Origin of the sequence: Rahnella sp. EDr1-12 (assembly GCF_049206505.1) — a bacterium.
GTDB classification, from domain to species: domain Bacteria; phylum Pseudomonadota; class Gammaproteobacteria; order Enterobacterales; family Enterobacteriaceae; genus Rahnella; species Rahnella rivi.
Genome location: NZ_JBLZNY010000001.1, coordinates 1212182 through 1236429 on the forward strand (window position 1 = coordinate 1212182; position 24248 = coordinate 1236429).

The window sequence follows — 24248 nt, forward strand, 5'->3', positions numbered from 1 at the left end:
AGGGGATCTGATACTTTCCCCTGATTTGCACTCCCTCCCTAGCCTTGCGTGACCGCGTCCGGTTCATCTCCCGGCTGCCTCATCATCCGCTTCACTTCCTGAATTTCATTACCGTCCTGATTATGCAAATACACTTCGAGCTGATTGAAGGCGATATTGATGCCGTTTTCACGGCAAAGTTTATCAATGCTGCGGTTCAGCTCATCGACGGTGTAACTGCGGTCACCCAATTCACGGACATACACGCGCAATTCATGATCCAGCGTGCTTGCGCCGAAGTTAAGGAAAAATACCAGCGGCGAAGGATCGTTCATTACCCGCGGGTTTTCATGCGCCGCCTGCAATAAAATCTCCTTCACTTTGTCGAGGTCTGACCCGTACGCCACACCGATTTTTATCAGCACGCGGGTCACGGTATCCGTCAGCGACCAGTTGATCAGCCTTTCGGTCACGAAGGCTTTGTTGGGAATAATCACTTCTTTGCGATCAAAGTCAGTGATGGTGGTGGCGCGGATCCGGATCCGGCTCACCGTGCCGGAGAAGCTGCCGATAGTCACGGTATCGCCGATACGTACCGGGCGCTCAAACAGGATGATCAGGCCGGAGACGAAGTTGGCGAAAATTTCCTGTAAGCCGAAACCAAGACCGACCGACAGCGCGGCCACCAGCCATTGTAATTTGTCCCAGGAGACACCGAGCGATCCGAGCGCAGTCACGGCACCGATCACCGTGATCGAATAGGTGAGGATCGTCGTAATCGCGTAAGAGGTGCCCTGCCGCAGTTGCAACCGTGAGAGAACCACTACTTCAAGCAAGCCCGGTAAGTTGCGCGTGAGCACATAAGCGACAATCACCGCCAGGAAGCCGAGCAGTAAATTCCCCAGCGTCACGGTTTGCTGTGTCACCGTGCCCGCGACCGTGCCGGAGTAATGCCACAGCGAAATACTGTCGAGATAAGAGATGACCGTCAGTAAATCCGACCAGATCCAATAGAACACTGACGCGAAAATAAAGAACAGCACCATGGTGGTCAGTCGCAATGACTGCTGGTTGATCTGATCCAGCCCAAGCGGAGGTTCTTCGACCGGTTCATTCCCTTCCACGCCGTCTTTGACCGCCGTGGTCTGACGCCGTGCCAGCGCACGCCGGTACGCCAGACGCCGTGCCGCAACGCTCAGTCCGCGCAGCGCAGTAAGGTAGATAATGTTCCAGAATATAAGCAGATACAGGCTGTCAAGCCAGCGCCCGGCCAGACGCAGCGTGGTGTAAAAATACCCCGTGACCACCAGCCCGACGAGGAAAGCCGGCGCCAGCGCGATGGCCGTCACCATGACCAGACGAATGCTGTGTGAGTCTTTATCCCGCCAGCCGTCGCGCGCGATCGGAAAGACCAGCACCGTCAGCGCAATAAGCGTCAGGAAAATCACCACCTGCCCGATGATGTCATCCACCAGACCGAGCGGCGCTTTTTCACCACGCACCGACCAGAAAATCAGTGGCAACATCACCAGACTCAGGCGGATCACCGAGCGGCGGTAATGCGCACACGTCGTCGCGGGCATCGCGAAGTGGCGCTCATTGATTCCACCGGGTTTAAGTATGCGATAACAGAATCCCATCACCAGCTGGAAAACGGCCAGCCGCTGCGAGAGCGTCCATAAGAAGTCGTTGAGTGCGATATCGCACTGCGAAAACCAGTAGCCAACTCCGAGCATCAGCAATACGCCCGGCAACACGTTGAGCACCATCAGCAACAGCGCCTGCGGCGTGTGCATCTGGCTGTCGCGCCTGAGCTGCCCGACATCGTTACTCAGGCTTTCGATCCGCTGATTGATGTATTTTCTTCGCCAAAGCAGCACAAGGATCGCCACCAGCAACGGAACGGTCACCGGCAACGAGTGAATCGCGCCCAGCATCAGCTCGCCACGGGGAATGCTGATGCTCAGACTGCTCAGCTGGTTTTTGACGTCACCGGGCAGCGATTTGATGAACTCCCAGTTCATCGGCTTATTACTGCTTACCCAGAAAATCTGCTGCGTCAGCGTTTCCGTCAAAGACTGGTTGATGCTGAGCAACTGCTGCTGATTAATCTGCAAATTAATCGCCAGCGAAAGCTGATTACCGAGCTGTTTATTCAGCTGATCCAGCAATTCACGGCGCATATCGACGATCTGGTCCAACGCGTCGCTGATATCTTCATTAATGGTTTCTTTACTGTTGCTGACCACGCCCTGAATGTAGCTGTCACCCTGAAACAGCGCATCACGCTGCTGGTTAATTTTGAACTGTTCGAGGCGTAAATCTGCAATACGCGTACTCATGTCGGTCACCAGCCCTGAAGGCGGGATGGTATTTTGCTGCTGCTGATAAAGGATGCGCGACAACAGGAGGCTGCCCTTTAGCACGTTAATCTGTTCTTTCAGGTCGTGCTCCGCCTGCGCTGAACGGTCCAGCCAGTTTTTCACCGTGATGTTGTTCTGAACCAGCTGATTGCCCTCTTCGGTCGCGGCAATCAGACGCTCACTCAGCTTGCGGTTGATGTCCAGCTCCTGCGCCACCAGCGGGTCGTTCTGGATATTGGAGGTGTCGTCCGGCGTCTGGGCTTCTTTCGCGGTGCGCTCGGAGAGGATCAGGCGTTTACCGTTCACCACCTCCTGTAATAACTGAGCGGTATGTTCTAGCTGATTGATATGCGCATTGGTGTAATCACGTTGTTTTTGCAGTAAATCTTGCAACGTGGTGTTGGCTTCAAGACTTTTACGTTGCAAATCAATCTGCGCATTCAGCAATGCCTGCTGAGTCACCAGCATGGTTTGCTGCGTATTACGTAAATCCTGCTGCCCTGGCGACATCCCGTTAAGCTGATTACGGATTTTTTGAATGGCCATGGAATAGGAATACATGGCGTTCTGCACCCTTTCCGGCTGGGTTTGCAGCGAGATTAACTGGGTGTTGAACGTCGAGAGATCTTCCTGTGAAGACTGAAGATCGTCGAGGGTATCGTTAAGACGGTTCTCCAGCTGGCGCAGGGCCAGAGAAGAAAGCTGCGCTTTATTCACGTCGTCTTTCGCGCTGTTTTTGAGTTGATCGAGCCCGTCCATTGCTGCGCGCAATTTCTGCGGCGCTTCGGTCACCTGCTGATGCAATTGCGTGGCATCCTGCTTCACGCGATCCAGCGCATCAAGATACTCGAGGGTGTGAATCAAATCCTGTTGTGACAATTTATCAACCGGCGTGAGATTTTTTTGCCGGTTAAGGGCATCGAGCTGGTTTTGCACTTCATTGCGGGAGGGAACATCGTTACTTGCCGCCAGAGAAGGAAGCGAGAAAAGTAAAAGTGCTGCGCACATAATGAGCGAATAAATACGAATTATCCCGTGTTTTTTCCGGGTTAATGTGCGGTCAGAAGGTGCGGTCAGAAACCGGATCAACATACGTAAACTTCAACTCATTTACCGAATGAATAGATGGTGACGACAATAGCAGCCTTCAGTCCGAAAGGAAGGGGAAAAGCGTTTCAGAATACAACATGCGATGGGTGATATTTTACGCAGAATAAAGGATAAAGATTGCAGGCTTATTATTTTTAACAGAAATGATTAATGCGGCGTTTTAGTTGCAATGAGATAGGAGGAATGGCGAAGCATATCAAGATAGGTATCGATGAATCTGCCGGCATTGGCTTCTAAATCAAAGCTTTCCGGTATAAATAACCAGTTTTCCATCAGACCCGTGATGTAAGCGCGCAGGATAATGGCCGCCTGGCGGGTATCCAGTTCGGCGGGCAACTGTTTTTCATCTATGCAGCGCAGCAGAATACGTTCAATTTTACCGTACCCTTCCATATAAAGTGATTTGCGCGCTTCGTGTACCGACGTCATCTCCCCAACAAATTCACATTTATGGAATATAATCTCCATCAGTGCTTTACGTTGTGTATCGGTCACCGTAGAAACAAGAATGTAAATTAAGATTTCGCGCAAAATGCGCAGTGGATTATTCGGAAACTTTGTCTGATACTCTACTTCGAGCACTTTTATACGGGATTCATAGGCTTCCCAAATCGCGTTAAACAGTTCTACTTTGTTCCTGAAATGCCAATAAATTGCGCCCCGCGTCACACCGGCTGCATTCGCAATATCAGTCAGTGATGTCGACGATACCCCACGGGCAGAAAACTCTCGCACAGCAGCATCCAGAATCTGTTGTCTGGTTTCCAGTGCCTGTGATTTGGTTTTTCGTGCCATAGGTTTATCTTTCAGGGGAGTTTGATTTACATACATTCTTGAATGTATGTAACATAGCATGCACATACTAAAAGCGCAGCAATGGATTTGGAATGTTGTGATCCATTGGACAATTTGAAATCGGACACTTGAGGTTTATTTATGAACAAAAACAGAGGGTTAACGCCTCTGGCGGTAGTTCTGATGCTATCCGGAAGCATAGCACTTACAGGATGTAACGATAAAGAAGCTCAACAAGGCGCACCCCATGCTCCGCAGGTTGGCGTCGTTACCCTGAAAACTGAACCGCTGAATGTGACTACCGAACTTCCAGGTCGTACTGCTGCTTTCCGCATTGCTGAAGTACGTCCGCAAGTTGGCGGTATCATTCTGAAACGCAACTTTGTTGAAGGCAGCGAAGTCAAAGCTGGCACCTCTTTATATCAAATTGATCCAGCCACTTATCAGGCCGCGTATGACAGCGCTAAAGGCGATCTGGTTAAAGCTCAGGCCAACGCACAGATTTCCCGCGTGACCGTGAATCGCTACAAACCTCTGCTCGGCACCAACTACATCAGTAAGCAGGATTACGACACCGCAGTCGCAACCGCTGCGCAAGCTGATGCTGCCGTGGTCAGTGCTAAAGCGGCCGTCGAAACCGCCCGTATCAATCTGGCTTACACCAAAGTCACCTCCCCTATCAGCGGACGTATCGGTATTTCGTCTGTCACTGAAGGCGCCCTGGTGTCAAACGGTCAGGCGACTGCGCTGGCGACCGTGCAACAACTCGATCCTATCTACGTTGACGTGACTCAGTCGAGCAACGATTTCCTGCGTCTGAAACAGGAACTGGCTGACGGATCCCTGAAACAAGCCAACGGTAAAGCACAAGTCAAACTGCTGATGGACAACGGTAAGGAATATTCACAGGCGGGTACATTAGAATTCTCTGATGTGACTGTTGATGAAACCACGGGCTCTATTACGCTGCGTGCCATCTTCCCGAACCCACAGGACTCACTGCTGCCAGGTATGTTTGTGCGCGCGCGTCTGGATGAAGGCGTAAACAACAACGCTCTGCTGGTTCCTCAGCAAGGTATTACCCGTAACCCACGTGGTGATGCAACGGCGATGGTGATTGGTGCTGACAACAAAGTTGAGCTTCGTACCGTGACGACCACACAGGCAATCGGCGATAAATGGGTTGTGACCGATGGCCTGAAAAGTGGCGATAAAGTCATCGTAACAGGTCTGCAAAAAATTAAGCCGGGCGTACAGGTTACTGCACAGGAAGTTGATCAAAAAGCAGCTGCATCCGATACAGCGACGAAGTCTTAATAGGAGCCGGTAATTCATGGCTAAGTTTTTTATAGATCGTCCCATCTTTGCATGGGTGATCGCCATCATCATCATGTTGGCAGGGGCATTGGCAATTCTTAAATTGCCTATCGCACAGTATCCAACGGTTGCGCCACCGGCTATCCAGCTGACCGCAACTTATCCGGGCGCCGATGCGCAAACGGTTCAGGATACGGTCACCCAGGTTATTGAACAGAACATGAACGGTATCGACAACATGATGTACATGTCGTCGACCAGTGACTCTTCAGGTACTGTCCAGATCACGCTTACGTTTGCTTCCGGTACCGATGCGGATATCGCACAGGTTCAGGTTCAGAACAAACTGCAGCTGGCAACGCCGTTGCTGCCGCAGGAAGTTCAGCAACAGGGTATTTCCGTAGAGAAATCGAGCAGCAGCTTCCTGATGGTCGCAGGCTTTATTTCTAACAACGGCACAATGACGCAGGATGATATCGCCGACTACGTGGGTTCGAACATCAAAGACCCGGTCAGCCGTACATCAGGCGTAGGTGACGTTCAGCTGTTTGGTGCTCAGTACGCGATGCGTATCTGGATGGATCCAAACAAACTGAACAACTTCCAGCTGACGCCGGTTGATGTCATCAATGCCATTAAAATCCAGAACAACCAGATTGCAGCAGGTCAGCTCGGTGGTACACCGCCGGTTCCTGGTCAGCAGCTGAACTCCTCTATCGTGGCGCAGACACGTCTGAAGTCCGCCGATGAGTTCGGTAAAATCATTCTGAAAGTGAATCAGGACGGCTCTCAGGTTCGCCTGAAAGACGTGGCGAAGATTGAACTGGGTGGTGAAAACTACGACGTTATTGCCCGCTTCAACGGACAACCTGCTTCCGGTTTGGGTATCAAACTGGCGACCGGCGCGAACGCCCTTGATACAGCAGCATCGGTTAAGGCAACGCTGGCTAAACTGCAGCCGTTCTTCCCGGCAGGCCTGGAAGTTGTTTATCCTTATGACACCACGCCGTTTGTAAAAATCTCGATTAAAGAAGTGGGTAAAACACTGTTCGAGGCCATCGTCCTGGTATTCCTGGTGATGTTCTTGTTCCTGCAAAACTTCCGCGCAACGCTGATCCCAACGATTGCCGTTCCGGTGGTATTGCTCGGTACGTTTGCCGTCCTTTCTGCGTTTGGCTATTCGATAAATACCCTGACGATGTTCGGGATGGTGCTCGCGATAGGCTTGCTCGTCGATGACGCCATCGTCGTGGTCGAGAACGTCGAGCGCGTCATGGTTGAAGATGGGCTGCCACCGAAAGAAGCTACCAAGAAATCCATGGAGCAAATCCAGGGGGCACTGGTGGGGATCGCGATGGTGCTGTCCGCAGTATTCATCCCGATGGCCTTCTTCGGCGGTTCGACCGGGGTTATCTATCGTCAGTTCTCCATCACCATCGTATCTGCCATGGTGCTGTCGGTTCTGGTGGCAATGATTCTGACGCCGGCGCTTTGTGCGACCATGCTTAAGCCGATTGCCAAAGGCGAGCACCACGAGAAGAAAGGTTTCTTCGGCTGGTTTAACAAGAAATTCGAGCAAAGTACGCACCACTACACCGACAGCGTGGGTAACATTCTGCGCAGCACGGGCCGTTATCTGGTGATTTACCTGCTGATCGTTGTCGGCATGGCATTCCTGTTCATTCGCCTGCCAACCTCCTTCCTTCCGGAAGAAGACCAGGGCGTATTCCTGACCATGGCACAGTTGCCTGCAGGTGCGACCCAGGAACGTACTCAGAAAGTGCTCGATGAAGTCAGCGATTACTATCTGACGAAAGAAAAAGCCAACGTAAACTCCGTGTTTACCGTTAACGGCTTTGGTTTCGCGGGTCGTGGTCAGAACACCGGTATCGCGTTCGTCAGCCTTAAAGACTGGTCTGAGCGTAGCGGCGCTGAAAACAAAGTTCCTGCGATTGCAGGCCGTGCAATGGGCGCATTCAGCACCATTAAAGATGCACTGGTGTTCCCGTTCAACTTACCGGCAATTGTTGAGTTGGGTACGGCGACAGGCTTCGACTTCCAGCTGATTGACCAGGCTAACCTTGGGCATGACAAACTGACGCAGGCACGTAATCAGTTGCTGGGCATGATTGCTGAGCATCCGGACTTGCTGACTCAGGTTCGTCCGAACGGTCTGGAAGATACTCCACAATATAAAATCGAAATTGATCAGGAAAAAGCTACGGCGCTTGGCGTGTCTATTTCCGACATCAACACCACGTTAGGTGCTTCGATTGGTGGTAGCTACGTCAACGACTTTATCGACCGTGGTCGCGTGAAGAAAGTGTACGTGCAGGCTGAAAACAAGTACCGCATGTTGCCTTCGGACATTAACAATCTGTACGTCCGCGGCAGCGCGGGTCAGATGGTGCCATTCTCCGCGTTCTCCAGCGCGAAATGGGAATACGGTTCACCGCGTCTGGAACGTTATAACGGTTTGCCATCGATGGAAATCCTTGGTCAGCCAGCTCCGGGTAAGAGTAGTGGTGATGCGATGGCGATGATGGAGTCTCTGGCTTCTAAACTGCCAAGCGGCATCGGCTATGACTGGACGGGTCTGTCTTATCAGGAACGTTTATCCGGTAACCAGGCTCCGGCGTTGTACGCTATCTCGCTGATTGTCGTCTTCCTGTGTCTGGCGGCGTTGTATGAGAGCTGGTCGATTCCGTTCTCGGTCATGCTGGTCGTTCCACTCGGTGTTGTGGGTGCGCTTCTGGCGGCAACGATGCGCGGTCTGAGCAACGACGTTTACTTCCAGGTGGGTCTGTTAACCACCATAGGGCTGTCAGCGAAGAACGCCATATTGATTGTTGAGTTCGCCAAAGACCTCATGGATAAAGAAGGTAAAGGACTGATTGAGTCAACGCTGGAAGCCGTCCGTATGCGTCTGCGTCCGATACTGATGACGTCACTGGCCTTCATCCTCGGTGTAATGCCGCTGGTTATCAGCTCCGGCGCAGGTTCCGGTTCTCAGAACGCCGTAGGTACCGGCGTTATGGGCGGGATGATCACGGCAACGCTGTTGGCGATCTTCTTTGTTCCGGTCTTCTTCGTGGTGGTTCGTCGCCGCTTCGGTAAGAAGAACGAAGACATTGAACATACGCATAAAGTAGAGCATCCGACGCTGTAACCGGATCCCCTACCCTGATGAAAGGCCGCTTATGCGGCCTTTTTTTTCGTCTGATGCTTGAACATGAAAACAGATGGGCGCATACTTATTGTTATAGTATAACATAACATTTAGAGGCATTATGAAACCCGCTATCCATCCTGCTTACCGCACGGTTGTATTTCACGACACCAGCGCTAACGAATACTTCAAAGTCGGTTCGACCATCTCGACTGACCGTACCATTGATCTGGAAGGTGTCACTTTCCCCTATATCACTATTGAAGTGTCTTCCGCATCGCATCCGTACTACACCGGCAAGCAGAAAGAGTATTCAAAAGAAGGCAGCACCGCACGCTTCAACCAGCGTTTCGGCAGCTTCCTCGGTAAGAAGTAATCAGCATCAGGGAGAATTTTTATGCAGGTTCTGAGTTCACTACGTTCGGCTAAAAAACGTCATCCGGATTGCCGCGTTGTTCGTCGTAAAGGGCGGATTTATGTGATTTGCAAAAGCAATCCACGGTTTAAAGCCGTGCAAGGCAAGAAGAAAAAACGCTAAGCGCTGTCTCATACGGCCTTACGCCTGAAAAAACAAAAGCCCCGTCGCTTGCCCGACGGGGCTTTTTCTGTGCTAAGACATGATGTAAATCTCCCCACGTAAAAACCGTGGGGAGGGTTAGATCTTATTTCATGCTGGCGACAATTGTCTCAACGTTATGTTTGAACGCTTTGACGTAAGTCGTTGCCGGGCCTTGTGGCCCTGACAGCGCTTCCGGATACAACTCCCCACCCGGTTGTGCTCCGCTGGCGGCAGCAATCTGCTTCACCAGGCGCGGATCGGTCTGATTCTCGATGAAATAGGTTTTTACCTTCTCATCTTTGATCTGCTTAATCAAAGACGCCACCCCGCTGGCGCTGGCTTCCGATTCAGTTGAAAAGCCTACCGGCGCCATAAAACTCACATGATATTCCTGGCCGAAATAACCGAAAGCATCATGGCTTGTCAGCACTTTACGTTTTGACTGAGGAATGCCGGCGAACTCGGTTTTCGCCCACGAATCCAGTTTTTGCAGTTGTTCAATGTAGGCCTTACCACGCTGACGGAAATAATCAGCATCTTGTGGATCGGCTTTGATCAACGCATTCATCACGTTGGTCGCATAAATCACGCCATTTGCCATACTGTTCCAGGCATGTGGATCCGTGATTTGCTTTCCGTCTTCTTCCATTTTACGGGAATTGACGCCTTCAGATGCGGTCACCAGATGGCCTTTGTAGCCCGATGCCTTCACCAGACGATCGATCCAACCTTCCAGCCCTAAGCCACTGACGAAAACGACATCAGAGGCATTAATGGCTTTGCTGTCCTTTGGCGAGGGTTCGAAACTGTGCGGATCACCATCCGGCCCCACCAGCGAAGTGACCTTCACGTGCTCGCCCCCTACCTCCTGAACAATGTCACCCAGAATAGAAAAACTGGTCACCGCATTCACGGTTTTCGCCATCGCCAGCGGGCTCGACAGCAGGGCAGCTACTGCGAGTGATACAGGTAATACTTTCATCATGTCCCCTTAATTGTGGTACTGCATTTTCATTGTTTTACTGCTAACAACGCGAGGCCGTTAACATCCCGCCCCGCCTTCCAAATAATACTGAAATAAAGAAAATCACCGTTGCGCTGAGGACGATCGCCGGTCCGGCGGGCAATGAGGCGTAATAAGACCAGATCAGCCCGACAACGCTGGAGAGGATGCCGATAATCATCGCGCTCAGAAGAGTGTGAGGTAAATCCCGGGCCCAGAATCGCGCGCTGGCCGCGGGTAACATCATCAACCCGACGGACATCAGCGTGCCGAGGATTTGAAAACCGGCCACCAGATTGATCACCACCAGCGCCAGAAAAATGCCGTGGATCACCGCCAGCCATTTTCCGGCGCTGACCCGCAAGAATAATGAGTCAAAAGACTCAATCACCAGTGCGCGATAAATGCAGGCAAGCATCAGTAATGACGCGCTGCTGATGATCCCAACCATGATCATTGCAGAAGAATCGATGGCCAAAATGGAGCCAAAAAGCACATGCAGCAGGTCAACGCTCGACCCCCGCAACGAAACCAAGGTGACGCCCAGGGCAAGCGAGCCAAGATAGAAACCGGCAAAGCTGGCGTCTTCTTTCAATTGCGTTTTACGACTCACCAGCCCCGATAACATCGCGACCGCCAACCCGGCAATAAATCCGCCAATGCCCATCGCCACCAGTGACATACCCGAAATCAGATAACCGATCGCAGCACCCGGTAATACGGCATGAGAAAGCGCATCACCCACCAGGCTCATGCGACGTAACAAAAGGAAAACACCCAAAGGCGTGGCGCTTATCGATAACGCAATACACGCGATCAAAGCACGGCGCATGAATCCGAATTCAATAAACGGGTCGGCAAGCAAATGGAAAAGCATCATGAATTTGCGACTCCCGCCGCCAGAGCAAAAGGTTCTACCGAGACACAGGCATGCGACGGGTTGGGGAAATGGCTCAGAACCTCGCGGGCGCTTCCCCACAGATTCTGCTGAGCACTGAGGTAAAGCACGTCAGGAAAATGACGCGCTACCATAGAAATATCGTGCAAAACCGCGATGACGGTTTTACCTTCCTGATGCCATTGCGCAATCACGTTTAACAACAGCGCGGTGGTCTGGCTGTCAATGCCGGTAAAAGGCTCATCAAGCATAATCAGCGGCGCCTGCTGGACCAGCAAGCGGGCAAACAAGGTGCGTTGCAACTGTCCGCCGGAGAGCGAACCTACCGGGTAATGTTCCATTCCGGTCATTCCAACGGTTTCCAGCGCCTGCGCAACATTTGTCGCAGACTGCCGGTTAATACCCCCAAATAAACCGCTCTGCGGCCAGCACCCCATGGCGACAAGATCCACAACGCTGATGGGAAATCCGCGATCCAGTTCAGTCTGCTGAGTTAAGTAGGCCAGGCGCGGCCGCTGGCCCTGACTGAAGGTAAAATCTCCCGTAATCGCCTGTTGCAGGCCTGCCACTGTTTTTAAGAAAGTCGATTTACCGGCACCGTTAGCGCCAATCACCGCCGTCAGCGAACCCGTTAAAAATCGTCCACTTATTGGCATCGCAACAGCGCGGCGGTCATAGCCGACTTCAAGGTTGTTAACGAAAATCATGGTAGCGAAATCGCCCAATAAATTGCGGTCCAGAGAACAACGAGCACGGCCAAAACCCCCATGCAGCGTAGTGGCGAAGAAATGGTAAAGAGTGTTTTAGTCATGGTGCCCCCAAATAGTTATAATATAACATCACATGAAGGCATTTTTATCAATACATGAACTGTTTCAGTTTCTTAACGGCGTGAAGTCCCCCAAAACTGTAAGAAAAGGGTAAAAAATAATGTACATATCCTAAACATGATGAAAATCAACTGACTATGCGTAAAGGCATTGGAAATTTTTTTTTCCACTAAATCCACAGAATACTCAAAGTATGTAATAATGAAGAGATACAGGTTCAGAGGATAAAAGGCGTGCGGAAAATCATTCCCGGTAATATTTATGGGCAAAATCCGTCTCTTAAAACGTTACAAGAGATTATTGAACGTTCTTTATCTGAAATTGAAGAACCTTTAATTGGCGATTTATCTTATTTTTCTGAAAATGCCCGTTATGAGCCGAATTCCATGGAAATCGTGTCTATAACTCAAACAGGCGAAAGCATATATTCAATGAGTTACAGGTTCAAATGGACGATTTTCAATGGATGCTTGGACATTAATGCTGATGAATTCACAACGCAAAATGTCACATTCTCAGTCACCCCTGAAGGGCTTGAGTTTGATATTATTGATATGACCAGAGGAACAACTTCAGACGAATTGTAAGTTTGAGTAATACGTTTGCACAGCGTTCTAAAAATGAATTATATTTAAACCGTTGACTGTAGAATTATCCCATGTAAAACCTCCTGTCTGAGTCCGTTTTATTGTGATTGTTACTGATGTTTAACTCATGATGTGTAGTTCTTAAAAAGTGTAGTGAGAGCTGTTTCCTGTAAGCCATTAAGTTTTGTTGTTTACTCACAGAGTGTTATCAACACCGAATAAACCATTACGGAGGGGATGATATGGATGAGTACTCGCCTAAGCGGCACGATATCGCTCAGTTACGATTCCTGAATGAAATGTTGTATGATGAAGGGATTGCGACACTGGGTGACAGTCATCATGGTTGGGTCAATGACCCTACATCAGCTGTTAACCTGCAACTCAACGAACTGATAGAACACATTGCATCTTTTGTGATGAGTTTTAAAATTAAGTACCCCGACGATAACCATTTAAGTGATCTGGTTGAAGAGTATCTGGATGATACCTACACCCTCTTCAGTAATTATGGAATTAACGATTCTGATTTACGCCAATGGCAAAAGACCAAAAAGCGATTATTCAGAATGTTCTCAGGGGACTACATCTGTACCCTAATGAAGACTTGAGTAATAATTTATATGTTGTCATCAGAACAAAATGAAAAGGCTACGATGAACAAAATCGACTATTTGATGCGTTTAAGAAAATGCACCACTATTGATACGCTTGAACGTGTTATTGAAAAAAATAAGTATGAGCTTTCCGACGACGAACTCGAATTGTTTTACTCGGCAGCTGACCATCGTCTGGCTGAACTGACGATGAATAAGCTATACGATAAAATCCCCGTTGCCGTATGGAAGTTTGTACGTTAAGTGCTTGCACTGAGCCGAATTATCGTCCGGCTCAGTGTTTATTATTTCAGCAATACTACGTTAGCGTTGTTAAACAATTTCCCTCACAGCACTCTTTCATTCTTTTCTTTGATTCGTTGATGAAACGTCTTTAAGAGAAATTGAAAACACTGTTCTGTTTTTGCCGATCGTAATGGAACCGGTTTACGCATCATAGCGACCGTTCGACTTAACATCGGCTGCTGCAGGTGAATGACCGTTAATTCATTATCGTTCAGCGTTGCCGTGTATAATTCCGGTAAAATCGCTAATGCCATGCGCGACCGCACCAGTCCATATAACGTTTCCTGAAAATCTACCCGGTAACTGACGCGTAAATTCAGACGATGACTCTCATTCATCGCCGTCACCAGCCTGCTCACATTTCCTTTTGAAAACAACGCAATGTCCCTTTTTGCCAGTTGCCGCCACGGGATGTTATGCCCTTCTGCCAGCGCGTCATCACGCCTGATCACCACGACAAACGGATCCTCGAGCAGCGGATATATTGCTATCGATTCCGGTACGATACTGTCGGTAGCGCCGATACCAAAATCAACAGAACCGTTCTCGAGTTCCAATAATAATGCGTCATTTGTCAGGTCATGGAATTCCACACGCATATCAGGGAAATATTCAGATAATAATTGTGGCACCGCCGGAAATAATAATGTGCTGACTGAAGGCACTAATCCGATACGTAAAGTTCCATCTCCGCCCTGGTGCATAATTTGCTGCATATCATCGAACACGCTGTGAGCAGTATTCAATAAGCGTTCTGCATACGGCAGCACAGCTTCACCCTGCTCAGTGAGACTGACGTTCTGCGCCGTCCGGTGCAATAACTTCCCACCCAACACGGATTCAATTTGTCGCAGCGCACTGCTTAACGCAGGTTGGCTGATTGCCAGACGGTTCGCCGTTTCAGTAAAACTGCGCAATTGCGCCAGCGTCACAAAATATTGAATTTGCTTGAGAGACAGCGCAGGCAGACGACGCCAGGGTTCAGACATAATGTGCAGAGGTTCCGGTCAAAATAGAAAACGTTTGCCCAGCATAACCGCATCTTATAATCGGATAAAATAAATCATCTGTGCAAAGCCCCTTCCTCTCCCTACATTAGCCACATCATTCTGCAAATCCGGAAACTGCTATGACCGAGAACCTCGCTTCCCTGCCCTTACGCCAGCGGGCGATTGATGCCGCATTGGGGAAAATTCCTTTTGACCATTTGCTGATCAACGCAAAGATCGTCGACATGGTGACGGGTGAGATCCGTGATGCAGACGTGGGTCTGGTCGGTCACATGATTGCCAGTGTCCACCCGCGTGGAAAATTTACCCGGTCGAAAAATATTGATGACTTATCAGGTCTTTATCTTTCACCCGGCCTTATCGATACCCATGTTCACATTGAAAGCTCCCACCTGCCCCCTGAAAAATATGCGGAGATCGTTGTCGCTCAGGGGACGACGACCGTTTTTTGGGATCCCCATGAGCTGGCAAATGTGCTGGGCGTGGCCGGCGTTGAGTACGCAGTCAAAGCCAGCCGGGGTTTGCCATTGCGTGTGATTTGCGCGGCGCCTTCCAGCGTGCCTTCAACGCCGGGTCTGGAAATGTCGGGAGCGGATTTCAAAGGCCAGGAAATGCAAACCATGCTGAGCTGGCCGGAAGTTGCCGGCGTCGCGGAAGTCATGGATATGTATGGCGTGCTGAACGGCAGCGAACGCATGATGGAAATCCTTGATGCCGGATTACGCAGCGGCAAACTGATCGAAGGCCATGCGCGCGGGCTTAAAGACGAGCAGCTCCAGGCCTATCTGGCGGCAGGTGTGACTTCCGATCATGAACTGACCTCAGCGGAAGATGCGCTGGAGAAATTGCGCGCAGGCCTGACTCTGCAAATTCGTGGTTCTCATCCTTATCTGCTGCCGGATATTGCTGCCGCTCTGCTGGCCTTACCGCATCTTTCCTCGCAAATTACGCTGTGTACTGACGACGTGCCACCCGATCATCTGCTGGAAAAAGGCGGACTGATCGCGCTGGTCAAACTGCTGATCTCCTTTGGCTTACGTGCTGAAGACGTGTTGAGAATGGCGACATTTAACGCCGCCATCCGTATGCGCCGCTCAGATCTCGGGCTGATTGCCGCAGGCCGCACTGCTGACATTATTGCATTCGACTCTCTTGAGACGCTCAACCCGCGCAAAGTGTATGTCGCCGGAAACTGCGTTGCAGAACACGGGAAAATGTTATTCAGCCCCGCTGTCGCCAGTGACGTTATCCCCCCACGCGACACCATGCGCCTGCAAAAAGTGGCCGAAGCTGATTTTCATTTAAAAATCCCCGGACTGAAAAAAGGTAAGGCGCGCTTACGTAACATCAAGGGCGCTCGCTTCACGCAATGGAGCGAAGTGATTGTGGAAGTCAAAAGCGGAGTCGTACAAATTCCGGAAGGTTTCAGCCTGATTTGGGTACAGCACCGGCATGGGCGTCATGAAGCCACGCCGAAAATGGCGTTGCTGGAGGGCTGGGGAGAATTACGCGGAGCGATAGCCACCTCTTACTCCCATGACTCACATAATCTCGTGGTTATTGGCCGTCATCCCGCCGACATGATGCTGGCCGCCAATCAGCTGATCGCCAGCGGTGGCGGTATGGCGCTGAGCCAGAACGCGACGTTGCTGGCCAGTGTCGATATGCCAATTGCCGGAATGCTCTCAGATTTACCCGCAGACGTGCTGGCCGCACAGTTTAAAAATCTTCGCGAGCTTAGCGCGCAGATCGCTGACTGGGAGCCCCCGTACCGGGTCTTTAAAGCGATCGAAGGAACCTGTCTCGCCTGTAATGCAGGGCCACATCTGACGGATTTAGGGCTGACGGATGGCGGATTGCGCGAGATTGTCGATCCTGTTTTGGAAATCTGGCCCGACGAGGCCTGATCTTTATTAATAAGAAACACAAAAAAAACAGCACGCACCACTCATTAATGACGATGTTCAGGGGAATTTTATGACCGACAGCTCTGTGAAAAATGTGACAGCCTCATCGGGTGAAAGCTGGTTGCAGCGCCGCTTTCAGCTTCGTCAGCGGGATACAAAAGCAAAAACCGAATGTCTGGCCGGGATCACCGGTTTTCTGGCAGCGGCTTATTTGCTGATAGTGATCCCCGGTCTGCTGGCGGCGGGTGGCATGGATAAAGGAGCCGCCACCACCGGCGTCATTTTGGTATTTGTGTTGGGTTCTTTGCTGATGGCGTTCTACGCGAATCTGCCGTTTATGGTTGGCCCTGGCATCGGCGGTTCGGTACTGGTCGGTATTACGCTGGCCGGAGACGGTATCACCTGGCCAATTGCGCTGGGCATTGCCTGCTGGTCCGGGATCTTATTTTTTGTGATGACGGTATTCGGCCTGCGTGAAGTCGTCACCCGCTCGGTTCCGCAATCCATCAAACTGGGTCTGACGGCGTCGATCGGTATTTTCGTCGCGCTGCTGGGTTTTCGTAATGCAGGCCTGGTGCTGGCCAATGCCAAAACGCACGCGCTGGCACTGGGCGATTTCACTTCTCCGGGTGCGCTGATTGCTTTGCTGGGTTTGCTGGTGGCAGTGGGTTTACAGGCTCGTAAAATCCCCGGTGCTATTCTCTGGGCGATTCTGCTGGCAACGGTAGCCGGGATCCCGTTTGGCGTAACCCATTTACCTGAACAGTGGATCGCTTTGCCACATTCTCTCGCCCCGCTTTGGGGGAAAGTCGACCTGACTGGCGCCATCAATATCGCCTTCCTGCCATTTCTGTTTATCTTTTTCGCCTCAGAATTTTTCTCAACCATGGGCACCACGCTGGCGGTGGGCGGTGAAGCCGGACTGCTGGATGAACACGGCAACATGCCGCACATCAACCGGCCCTTTATGGTGGATTCGATTGCTGCGGCGCTGGGTCCGGTTGTCGGTATTCCTGCGGCAACCGCATTAATCGAATCCTCAGCGGCGGCTGAGGCGGGAGGGAAAACGGGTCTGACGGCGCTGGCGGCGGCGGTGATGTTCCTGCTGATGCTGCTGTTCACGCCGGTGGCACTGATGATCCCCAAAGAAGCGACCGCACCGGCGCTGATCCTCATCGGCCTGAATATGTTCAGTAATTTGCGCAAAGTGGACTTAGCGAATTTCACCGATGCTTTACCGGTGCTGCTCATGGTGATGATTACCCTGATTTCCAACAGTTTTGGTACGGGCATCGCGGGCGGATTGCTGTTTTACATCATCATCAACGTGGTGGCAGGAAAAATGCGCGAAGTGCCGACAGGGCTGTATATCCTGGCGATCCCGCTGGTGTATTACTTCACGACGCTGGTGCATCACTGAAACAAAAGAAAAAAGAGACTGGCGTTAGGAATCGAAAAGAGAAGGCGTAAAGTTTGCGGGGCCTGAAATGGTGGAGGCCCTGCCAGCTACATCCCGGCACACACGACACCTGCTATGGCTGCTTCCTTCCGGACCTGACCGAGTTAACAAGTTAGTGTTGCGGGAGAACCAACAGGGCCCCCATTGTCGTTGTTGGCTTCACTTCTCTTTACGGGAGAACTGAAGCGGTGGGCATTATCAGTGATGCCCACCGCAAAAGCAAGTTAACCGCCGACAACCGGTGTTTTCTTAAACAACAGCGCCGAAACTCGCCTGTCTGAGACGCAAAATTACGTCATACTGTCGGGCAGACACTGAGGAGGATGTAATGTCGGAGCCCGATAACTTTCGTCAGCGCGTATTTCAAATTATAGCGGCTATCCCCGCAGGCCAGGTCACAACATACGGTAATGTGGCACAACTGGCAGGATCGCCACGCGCTGCCCGTCAGGTTGGCGGCGTGCTGAAGAAATTGCCCGAAGGCAGCACCCTTCCCTGGCACCGTGTGATTAACCGCCACGGCGAGATTTCATTGCAGGGTGAAGATTTTAAACGCCAGCGTCAGGCGCTTCTGGCCGAAGGCGTCGTCTTTAGTAAAGGCAAAATCGATTTAGAGAAGTATGGCTGGAAGTGGTAATTCGCATAAAAAAACACCGCCGGAGCGGTGTTTATTGTGACAGCAGCGGACATTAATAAGCAGGCGACGGAGCGACTGCGCTGACCGGTGCCGGAGCGGTGCCTAATCCTGTCGGTTCAGACGGGTTGCTCAGTGGCCCTAATGCACCCGGCTTGGTGGCAACAGGAACGGAGACAACCGGGACAAGTTGCAGATCCGCACGTGTACCCTGTCCATTATTAATCACTTCTTTAATGGAGTCGGTCACGAAGGTCATCTGACCATTGATGGTCACCGCCGCACTCAGGATAACGTGTGAGTTCGGTGGAATGTCCTGCGGGTTATACGGCAGGATAAACGTGAATGGTGCCTGCTTACCCTGCGTTCTCGCCACTTTCTGCGAGATCACACGCGATGGTGCATCAGCAACAGAGGCATCGGACAATGTCACGGTCAGTACCGCATCAGGCGGCAACGCCACACGCTGAGCGATAAACACACTACCGGATACGTTTGGCCCCGTTATCGCGGGTTGGGTGGCCGGACTGGCTGCCGTATTCACCGGAGCTTGCTGCGCGGGTGCCTCATGATGCTGTGCGCATCCGGCAAGAGTCAGAGACAGCGCGGTTCCACCTACTATCTGCCAAAGTTTCATAGATCGTACTCCCTTTTTATTATTCGCTTGTCGACAAGCTGTAATAAACGCCGACATGAAAATGGTTTCTTTAACCAGCGTACCTGTTAATCATGGCACAATAATCTGAATTTTTCCTCCCGGTGGCTAAACAGGTCTTCTGAGCGCCCGTAAGATCCTCTATCATTAACAGGTTAGACCTGTGCTTTTGCTGCGCTTACGGGCTGCATCAGGCATGAATTAACCGGTAACTTTCATGAGGCCACTATGAGTCAGGCGTTAATAAATCTGCTGGATCTTCTGGATCTGGAAAAAATCGAAGAAGGACTGTTTCGTGGTCAAAGTGAGGATCTGGGCTTGCGCCAGGTCTTTGGCGGGCAGGTTGTCGGGCAGGCACTCTACGCAGCCAAACAAACGGTGCCGGTTGATCGCGGGATCCACTCGTTCCACAGTTACTTTTTACGTCCGGGTGACAGCAGTAAACCGATCATCTATGACGTGGAAAACTTGCGCGACGGCAACAGTTTCAGCGCCCGTCGTGTGAAAGCGGTACAAAACGGTAAACCTATTTTCTACATGACAGCCTCTTTCCAGAGTCATGAAGAGGGTTTTGAACATCAAAACACCATGCCTGATGTACCGCCGCCGGAGTCACTGATTTCGGAGTCAGATATTGCCAAAAATCTTGCGCATCTGATCCCTGAAAAAATTCGTGATAAATTCCTCCGTCACCGGCCGATTGAAATGCGCCCGGTGAAATTCCATAACCCGCTGAAAGGCACTAAAGAAGAGCCGCATCGCGCGGTGTGGTTCCGCGCCAACGGCGAAATGCCAGACGATCTGCGCATCCATCAGTATCTGCTGGGTTATGCTTCAGACTTCAATTTCCTGCCGACCGCATTGCAACCGCACGGAATTGGTTTTCTGGAGCCAGGAATGCAGGTCGCGACCATCGATCATTCGATGTGGTTTCACCGGCCATTCCGTATGGACGACTGGCTTCTTTACGCGGTTGAAAGCACATCTGCTTCCGGTGCCCGTGGTTTTGTACGCGGTCAGTTCTACACCCGCGAAGGGGTGCTGGTTGCCACTACGGTGCAGGAAGGTGTGATCCGTCAGAGAACGGCAGAATAAGCTTTTCGGTCTGAAAATCAGGCATTAAAAAGGGGCGATAGTGATATCGCCCCTTTTGCTATTCATCATTATTTTTAGTTTTGGTACTGCCGTTCAGAAAGCGTTAGCGCACTGCCTTCTCTGAATGTATATGACTGAGATTACTGGTTGTAAGCATTTTCGCCGTGGCTGTTGACGTCCAGACCTTCACGTTCCTGTTCTTCAGGAACACGCAGACCGACCAGCATATCAGCTACTTTATAAGCGATGAAGGCAACAACACCTGACCAGACCAGCGTAACGCAGACGCTGAAGAACTGTACCCAGACCTGATGGCCCATGGTGACGCCTTCTGCATAACCCACGCCGCCCAGTGAGCTGGAAGTGAATACGCCGGTCAGCAGGCAGCCTACGATACCGCACACGCCGTGCACACCGAATACGTCACAGGTGTCATCAACACGCAGCCATTTTTTCAGGGTAACCACACCCCACAGACCGGTAGCACCACCGACCAGACCGATAATCAACGCACCACCCACGCCGACCGTACCACAGGCTGGCGTGATGGCAACCAGTCCCGCGATGGCACCGGAGCTTGCGCCAAGCAGAGAAGGTTTACCGCGAACCATCCACTCTACAAATGTCCATGACAGGATTGCGCCAGCCGTTGCGATAACGGTATTGAGGAAAGCCAGAGCCGCAATTGGACTTGCTGCGCTTGCTGAACCGGCGTTGAAACCAAACCAGCCAACGTAAAGGATCGCCGCACCTGTGAAGACCATTGGCAGGTTGTGTGGCTTGAATGCTTCTTTGCCAAATCCTGCACGTTTACCTAACAGGTAGGCACCGACCAGACCCGCGATGGCGGCGTTAATGTGAACCACCGTACCGCCGGCAAAGTCCAGCGCACCGTCTGCTGCCAGGAAACCACCCGCCCAAACCATGTGAGCCATCGGAATGTAGGAGAAGGTCAGCCAGATCACAGTGAAAATCAAGACCGCAGAGAAACGTACACGTTCAGCGATACCGCCCACGATCAGCGCCACGGTGATACAGGCGAATGAACACTGGAACGCCACGTGAATCATCTGCGAGAAGGTGCCGGTGACCGAATCAAGGCCGATGCCTTTCATCATCACATTACCGAAACCGCCGAAGAATGCGTTGCCTTCGCTGAAGGCCAGGCTGTAACCGTAGAGGATCCACAGAACGCAGACCAGCGCGAACGTCACGATGACCTGAGTCAGCATAGATAACACGTTTTTAGAACGCAGTAAGCCGCCGTAGAACAGCGCCACACCGGGCACGGTCATAAACAGCACCAGTGCAGTACAAATCATCATAAAGGCATTGTCAGCACCGTTAGCGGCTGCCGGCGCTGCTGCCATGGCAAGCGAAGGCAACAATGCAACCGCGCCAAGCCCCATCATGGATAAAAGTTTTTTCATTAGTAGCCCACCCCTGTTCTCAAAACTGTTTTTCTAAGCTCTTTTATCTCAACTCTTCATTCAAAGAGATGAACCTGAAATTACAGTGCTGCTTCGTCGGTTTCACCGGTACGAATACGGATAACGCGTTGCAATTCAGCAACGAAAATTTTGCCGTCACCAATTTTTCCGGTGTAGGCCGCTTTGCTGATCACGTCGATCACTTCATCAAGCTGATCGTCAGCGATAGCAATATCGATTTTTACTTTTGGCAGGAAGTTCACGCTGTACTCTGCACCGCGATACAGTTCAGCGTGACCTTTCTGACGGCCGAAACCTTTAACTTCCGTTACGGTCAGGCCCTGAATTCCAACAGCAGACAGCGCTTCGCGCACGTCTTCCAGCTTGAAAGGTTTGATCACCACAGTAACCAGCTTCATTTTGCCACTCCTCGAATTAAGGGCTTGCCGCGGAAAAACCGCGCCCGATACGAAATGGATAAAGCAAAGGCTGTGCCAGAGTTGAAATTGCAGAGAGATTCGTTTGATTACCGCGTAATACGGCATTTTCAGAATATTCGTGACGAGGCGCACACTTGGCCGTTCACATCATTATCAGGACGCGCGCACCAATAAGGTGCCGACCGCTGCTTTTTAGTGCAGTGACATCACGCCCAGAGACTTGATGCCAGATGAAGGTGCAGGCCAGAAAAAAGGAGGGGGGAAATCGGGAGAAAAAACCACCCCAACGCGGTGCGCTATGCTGCGTTGGGGCGGGTATCAGGCGTTTTGCGTCGCTGGCGTAGCCTGCTCCGCTGAGGCAAGTTCCTGACCGGCAAGCTGTAGCTGATACATCTGATAATACCGGCCTTTTTCAGCCAGCAGTTGCAGATGATTGCCCTGCTCCACTGCCTGACCACGATGCAATACCAAAATGTTATCCGCATCGACAATCGTCGAAAGACGATGGGCGATCACCACCAGCGTCGTTTGCTGGCGGATGGCCCGAAGTGCACGCTGGATCGCCTGCTCAGTACCTGAGTCGATATTGGCTGTTGCCTCGTCAAGGATCAAAATCTCCGGGGCCTGCACCAAAACGCGTGCCATGGCCAGCAACTGTTTCTGACCCACCGAGAGATTATTGCCCTGTTCGCCGAGGCGAGTGTTTAAACCTTCCGGCATTTCGCGAATAAGAGGCGAAAGCTGCACAATATCCAGCGCGTGCCAGACTTGCGCTTCATCGATATCGCGCCCTAACGTGACATTGGCGAAAACCGACTCAGCCAGCACCACCGGATCCTGCTGAACCATCGCAATCCCTTTACGTAGGCTGGCGTGCGAGAGATCGGAAATATGACGGCCATTAACCCGGATCTCTCCTTTATTGAGCGGGTAATATCCCATCAGCAAATTCGCCAGCGTACTTTTACCGCTGCCCGTATGCCCGACCAGCGCAACGAAACCTCGCGATGGCACATGCAGGGATATATTTTCCAGCACCCATTTGTCCGGCAGATAGGCAAAACTGACGTCTTTAATGTCTATCTCGCCGCCGGTAAGTCTTTTGTCGTCAGCCCCGTATTGCTGCTGGGTTCGGTCCATCAGGTCAAAAATTCGCTCACCCGCGACGACGGCCTGCTGAAGAATCGACTGCTGCGAGGTCAGTTCGATCAAAGGCTCGTTCAGACGCCCCAGATAATTGATGAAAGCATAGAGAACACCGACGCCGACTGAACCTTCTGCGCTGAATCCGAACAGCAGTAACAATCCGCACAGAATTAACGAAGAGAACAAACTGAGCAATGGTCGCAGAAGAAAGCCTTCCAGCCGGAGCGTTTGCATACGCGCCAGATAATGCGACTGACTGGCACGGGTCAAACGTTCGCCAAAACGCTTTTGCTGGCGGAACTGCTGGATGACATTCATGCCGTTAATGACTTCGTTGAAACCGTCATTGATGTCCGCCAGATAGCTTCTTACTTTACGAACAATCGGGGTACTGTAAATCTGGTACAGCCCCATCACGACGAAAACCGCCGGGAAAATGCATATCGCCACCGAGGCCAGACGCCAGTCGAGGCTGAACATTGCCACCAGCATCGCGCCGATCAACGCAATACTGCGCAATACGGTCGAGACGACGGTTACGTACAGATCGCGGATCACTTCCGTATCATTTGTGACACGAGAAATCAGTTGCCCGACGGGCTGGGTATCAAACGCACTCAGCGGCTGGCGTAATGCAGCATCCATCACATCGGTACGCAAACGCTGAACCACGCCCACTGCGGCCCGGTTAAACAGCAACGCCTGGAAATAGTGCAATCCGGCAGCCAGAAACTGCAGCAGGATAAAGCACAATGCCAGCAGACTGATTTTGTCCCACGGCATTTCGCCTTTGGCGACATAGTGGTCGATAAAGAAACTGATCAGAATCGGCCCGGTCACCTCTGCTGCTGCCGCAATCCACAACATCAGCACCGCGACAGAAAGAGGTTTTCTGTAAGGCTTGCCGTAGCCCAGCAGGCGCTTCAGCGTCGGCCACATCTTTTGAATTTTACTCACTTT

General features: G+C 51.4%; 21 protein-coding genes and 1 other RNA gene. 11 read left to right on the plus strand and 11 right to left on the minus strand.

All coding sequences use genetic code 11. The annotated features are described in order from the left end of the window. Positions 1–38: 38 nt before the first annotated feature. Positions 39–3434, minus strand: a complete 3396-nt coding sequence (mscK, locus tag ACO0U8_RS05735) for a mechanosensitive channel MscK (protein WP_136376040.1) — start codon at positions 3432–3434, stop codon at positions 39–41. 165 nt (positions 3435–3599) lie between these two features. Then, entirely contained in the window at positions 3600–4247 is a 648-nt protein-coding gene (acrR, locus tag ACO0U8_RS05740; RefSeq protein WP_056771163.1) for a multidrug efflux transporter transcriptional repressor AcrR, read from the minus strand. A 141-nt stretch (positions 4248–4388) separates the two neighbouring features. Here acrR and ACO0U8_RS05745 point away from each other — a divergent pair, with 141 nt between their 5' ends. The 4 genes from ACO0U8_RS05745 to ykgO all read left to right on the plus strand — a co-directional run bounded on the left by ACO0U8_RS05745 (position 4389) and on the right by ykgO (position 9271). After that, positions 4389–5564 carry an efflux RND transporter periplasmic adaptor subunit gene (locus ACO0U8_RS05745; protein ID WP_056771160.1) on the plus strand — a complete coding sequence of 392 codons (1176 nt, stop codon included), beginning with the start codon at positions 4389–4391 and terminating at the stop codon, positions 5562–5564. 16 nt (positions 5565–5580) lie between these two features. Further along, positions 5581–8733, plus strand: coding sequence for a multidrug efflux RND transporter permease subunit AcrB (gene acrB / locus ACO0U8_RS05750; protein ID WP_056771158.1), 3153 nt, complete (start codon positions 5581–5583; stop codon positions 8731–8733). A gap of 121 nt (positions 8734–8854) precedes the next feature. Continuing rightward, positions 8855–9109, plus strand: a complete 255-nt coding sequence (locus tag ACO0U8_RS05755) for a type B 50S ribosomal protein L31 (protein ID WP_056771154.1) — start codon at positions 8855–8857, stop codon at positions 9107–9109. A 21-nt stretch (positions 9110–9130) separates the two neighbouring features. Next, positions 9131–9271 (plus strand): type B 50S ribosomal protein L36, encoded by a 141-nt coding sequence (gene ykgO, locus ACO0U8_RS05760; protein ID WP_015698299.1) that lies wholly within the window; start codon positions 9131–9133, stop codon positions 9269–9271. 124 nt (positions 9272–9395) lie between these two features. On the opposite strand, the gene ACO0U8_RS05765 is transcribed toward ykgO, so the two are convergent. From ACO0U8_RS05765 to ACO0U8_RS05775, 3 genes are read right to left on the minus strand one after another with little or no spacing between them, the layout of a single operon-like run. Beyond that, positions 9396–10274, minus strand: a complete 879-nt coding sequence (locus tag ACO0U8_RS05765) for a metal ABC transporter substrate-binding protein (protein WP_217204986.1) — start codon at positions 10272–10274, stop codon at positions 9396–9398. Between the two features lie 43 nt (positions 10275–10317). Beyond that, positions 10318–11175, minus strand: a complete 858-nt coding sequence (locus ACO0U8_RS05770; protein ID WP_056771149.1) for a metal ABC transporter permease — start codon at positions 11173–11175, stop codon at positions 10318–10320. Next, positions 11172–11900, minus strand: coding sequence for a metal ABC transporter ATP-binding protein (locus ACO0U8_RS05775; protein ID WP_421670679.1), 729 nt, complete (start codon positions 11898–11900; stop codon positions 11172–11174). Before ACO0U8_RS05775 ends, ACO0U8_RS05770 begins: the two co-directional genes overlap by 4 nt. Positions 11901–12256: 356 nt before the next feature. Between ACO0U8_RS05775 and ACO0U8_RS05780 the strand changes: the two genes are divergently transcribed. From ACO0U8_RS05780 to ACO0U8_RS05790, 3 genes are all read left to right on the plus strand, one after another. After that, entirely contained in the window at positions 12257–12610 is a 354-nt protein-coding gene (locus ACO0U8_RS05780) for a hypothetical protein (RefSeq protein ID WP_421670440.1), read from the plus strand. Positions 12611–12852: 242 nt separating this feature from the next. After that, positions 12853–13221, plus strand: a complete 369-nt coding sequence (tomB, locus tag ACO0U8_RS05785; RefSeq protein WP_056771141.1) for an Hha toxicity modulator TomB — start codon at positions 12853–12855, stop codon at positions 13219–13221. A 45-nt stretch (positions 13222–13266) separates the two neighbouring features. After that, a complete protein-coding gene (locus ACO0U8_RS05790; RefSeq protein WP_056771138.1) occupies positions 13267–13470 on the plus strand; it encodes an HHA domain-containing protein in 204 nt (67 codons plus the stop codon). Between the two features lie 83 nt (positions 13471–13553). Here ACO0U8_RS05790 and ACO0U8_RS05795 read toward each other — a convergent pair whose 3' ends face one another. Continuing rightward, positions 13554–14501, minus strand: a complete 948-nt coding sequence (locus tag ACO0U8_RS05795; RefSeq protein ID WP_421670441.1) for a LysR family transcriptional regulator — start codon at positions 14499–14501, stop codon at positions 13554–13556. Between the two features lie 140 nt (positions 14502–14641). On the opposite strand from ACO0U8_RS05795, the gene ACO0U8_RS05800 reads away from it, so the two are divergent. Together ACO0U8_RS05800 and ACO0U8_RS05805 are read left to right on the plus strand one after the other, a co-directional pair. Then, positions 14642–16429: an adenine deaminase gene (locus ACO0U8_RS05800; protein ID WP_421670442.1), complete on the plus strand. Its 1788-nt coding sequence runs from the start codon at positions 14642–14644 to the stop codon at positions 16427–16429. A gap of 70 nt (positions 16430–16499) precedes the next feature. Beyond that, a complete protein-coding gene (locus tag ACO0U8_RS05805; protein ID WP_056771129.1) occupies positions 16500–17849 on the plus strand; it encodes an NCS2 family permease in 1350 nt (449 codons plus the stop codon). Positions 17850–17926: 77 nt separating this feature from the next. Here the strand turns inward: ACO0U8_RS05805 and ffs are convergent. Further along, positions 17927–18023: signal recognition particle sRNA small type (gene ffs, locus ACO0U8_RS05810), an RNA gene on the minus strand. Positions 18024–18216: 193 nt separating this feature from the next. Between ffs and ACO0U8_RS05815 the strand changes: the two genes are divergently transcribed. Continuing rightward, on the plus strand, positions 18217–18525 hold the full coding sequence (locus ACO0U8_RS05815; RefSeq protein WP_421670443.1) for an MGMT family protein: 309 nt from the start codon (positions 18217–18219) through the stop codon (positions 18523–18525). 52 nt (positions 18526–18577) lie between these two features. On the opposite strand, the gene ACO0U8_RS05820 is transcribed toward ACO0U8_RS05815, so the two are convergent. Next, positions 18578–19159, minus strand: a complete 582-nt coding sequence (locus tag ACO0U8_RS05820) for a YbaY family lipoprotein (protein WP_122096003.1) — start codon at positions 19157–19159, stop codon at positions 18578–18580. A gap of 246 nt (positions 19160–19405) precedes the next feature. Here ACO0U8_RS05820 and tesB point away from each other — a divergent pair, with 246 nt between their 5' ends. Further along, entirely contained in the window at positions 19406–20272 is an 867-nt protein-coding gene (gene tesB, locus ACO0U8_RS05825; protein ID WP_056771119.1) for an acyl-CoA thioesterase II, read from the plus strand. A gap of 140 nt (positions 20273–20412) precedes the next feature. Here the strand turns inward: tesB and amtB are convergent, their stop codons facing one another. The 3 genes from amtB to ACO0U8_RS05840 all read right to left on the minus strand — a co-directional run bounded on the left by amtB (position 20413) and on the right by ACO0U8_RS05840 (position 24245). Beyond that, complete coding sequence (amtB, locus tag ACO0U8_RS05830; protein WP_056771114.1) at positions 20413–21702, minus strand: ammonium transporter AmtB; 1290 nt, start codon at positions 21700–21702, stop codon at positions 20413–20415. A gap of 80 nt (positions 21703–21782) precedes the next feature. Further along, positions 21783–22121, minus strand: a complete 339-nt coding sequence (glnK, locus tag ACO0U8_RS05835) for a P-II family nitrogen regulator (RefSeq protein WP_009639071.1) — start codon at positions 22119–22121, stop codon at positions 21783–21785. A gap of 339 nt (positions 22122–22460) precedes the next feature. Beyond that, complete coding sequence (locus ACO0U8_RS05840) at positions 22461–24245, minus strand: SmdB family multidrug efflux ABC transporter permease/ATP-binding protein (RefSeq protein ID WP_421670680.1); 1785 nt, start codon at positions 24243–24245, stop codon at positions 22461–22463. Positions 24246–24248: the final 3 nt, after the last annotated feature.

Coding starts and splice junctions, on each gene's coding strand:
- amtB (WP_056771114.1), bottom strand. CDS start 21,702: ATGAAAAAACTTTTATCCATGATGGGGCTTGGCGCGGTTGCATTGTTG.
- ACO0U8_RS05795 (WP_421670441.1), bottom strand. CDS start 14,501: ATGTCTGAACCCTGGCGTCGTCTGCCTGCGCTGTCTCTCAAGCAAATT.
- ACO0U8_RS05800 (WP_421670442.1), top strand. CDS start 14,642: ATGACCGAGAACCTCGCTTCCCTGCCCTTACGCCAGCGGGCGATTGAT.
- ACO0U8_RS05820 (WP_122096003.1), bottom strand. CDS start 19,159: ATGAAACTTTGGCAGATAGTAGGTGGAACCGCGCTGTCTCTGACTCTT.
- ACO0U8_RS05755 (WP_056771154.1), top strand. CDS start 8,855: ATGAAACCCGCTATCCATCCTGCTTACCGCACGGTTGTATTTCACGAC.
- ACO0U8_RS05775 (WP_421670679.1), bottom strand. CDS start 11,900: ATGATTTTCGTTAACAACCTTGAAGTCGGCTATGACCGCCGCGCTGTT.
- ACO0U8_RS05765 (WP_217204986.1), bottom strand. CDS start 10,274: ATGAAAGTATTACCTGTATCACTCGCAGTAGCTGCCCTGCTGTCGAGC.
- tesB (WP_056771119.1), top strand. CDS start 19,406: ATGAGTCAGGCGTTAATAAATCTGCTGGATCTTCTGGATCTGGAAAAA.
- tomB (WP_056771141.1), top strand. CDS start 12,853: ATGGATGAGTACTCGCCTAAGCGGCACGATATCGCTCAGTTACGATTC.
- ACO0U8_RS05815 (WP_421670443.1), top strand. CDS start 18,217: ATGTCGGAGCCCGATAACTTTCGTCAGCGCGTATTTCAAATTATAGCG.
- ACO0U8_RS05805 (WP_056771129.1), top strand. CDS start 16,500: ATGACCGACAGCTCTGTGAAAAATGTGACAGCCTCATCGGGTGAAAGC.
- acrB (WP_056771158.1), top strand. CDS start 5,581: ATGGCTAAGTTTTTTATAGATCGTCCCATCTTTGCATGGGTGATCGCC.
- glnK (WP_009639071.1), bottom strand. CDS start 22,121: ATGAAGCTGGTTACTGTGGTGATCAAACCTTTCAAGCTGGAAGACGTG.
- mscK (WP_136376040.1), bottom strand. CDS start 3,434: ATGTTGATCCGGTTTCTGACCGCACCTTCTGACCGCACATTAACCCGG.
- ACO0U8_RS05745 (WP_056771160.1), top strand. CDS start 4,389: ATGAACAAAAACAGAGGGTTAACGCCTCTGGCGGTAGTTCTGATGCTA.
- acrR (WP_056771163.1), bottom strand. CDS start 4,247: ATGGCACGAAAAACCAAATCACAGGCACTGGAAACCAGACAACAGATT.
- ACO0U8_RS05770 (WP_056771149.1), bottom strand. CDS start 11,175: ATGATGCTTTTCCATTTGCTTGCCGACCCGTTTATTGAATTCGGATTC.
- ACO0U8_RS05790 (WP_056771138.1), top strand. CDS start 13,267: ATGAACAAAATCGACTATTTGATGCGTTTAAGAAAATGCACCACTATT.
- ykgO (WP_015698299.1), top strand. CDS start 9,131: ATGCAGGTTCTGAGTTCACTACGTTCGGCTAAAAAACGTCATCCGGAT.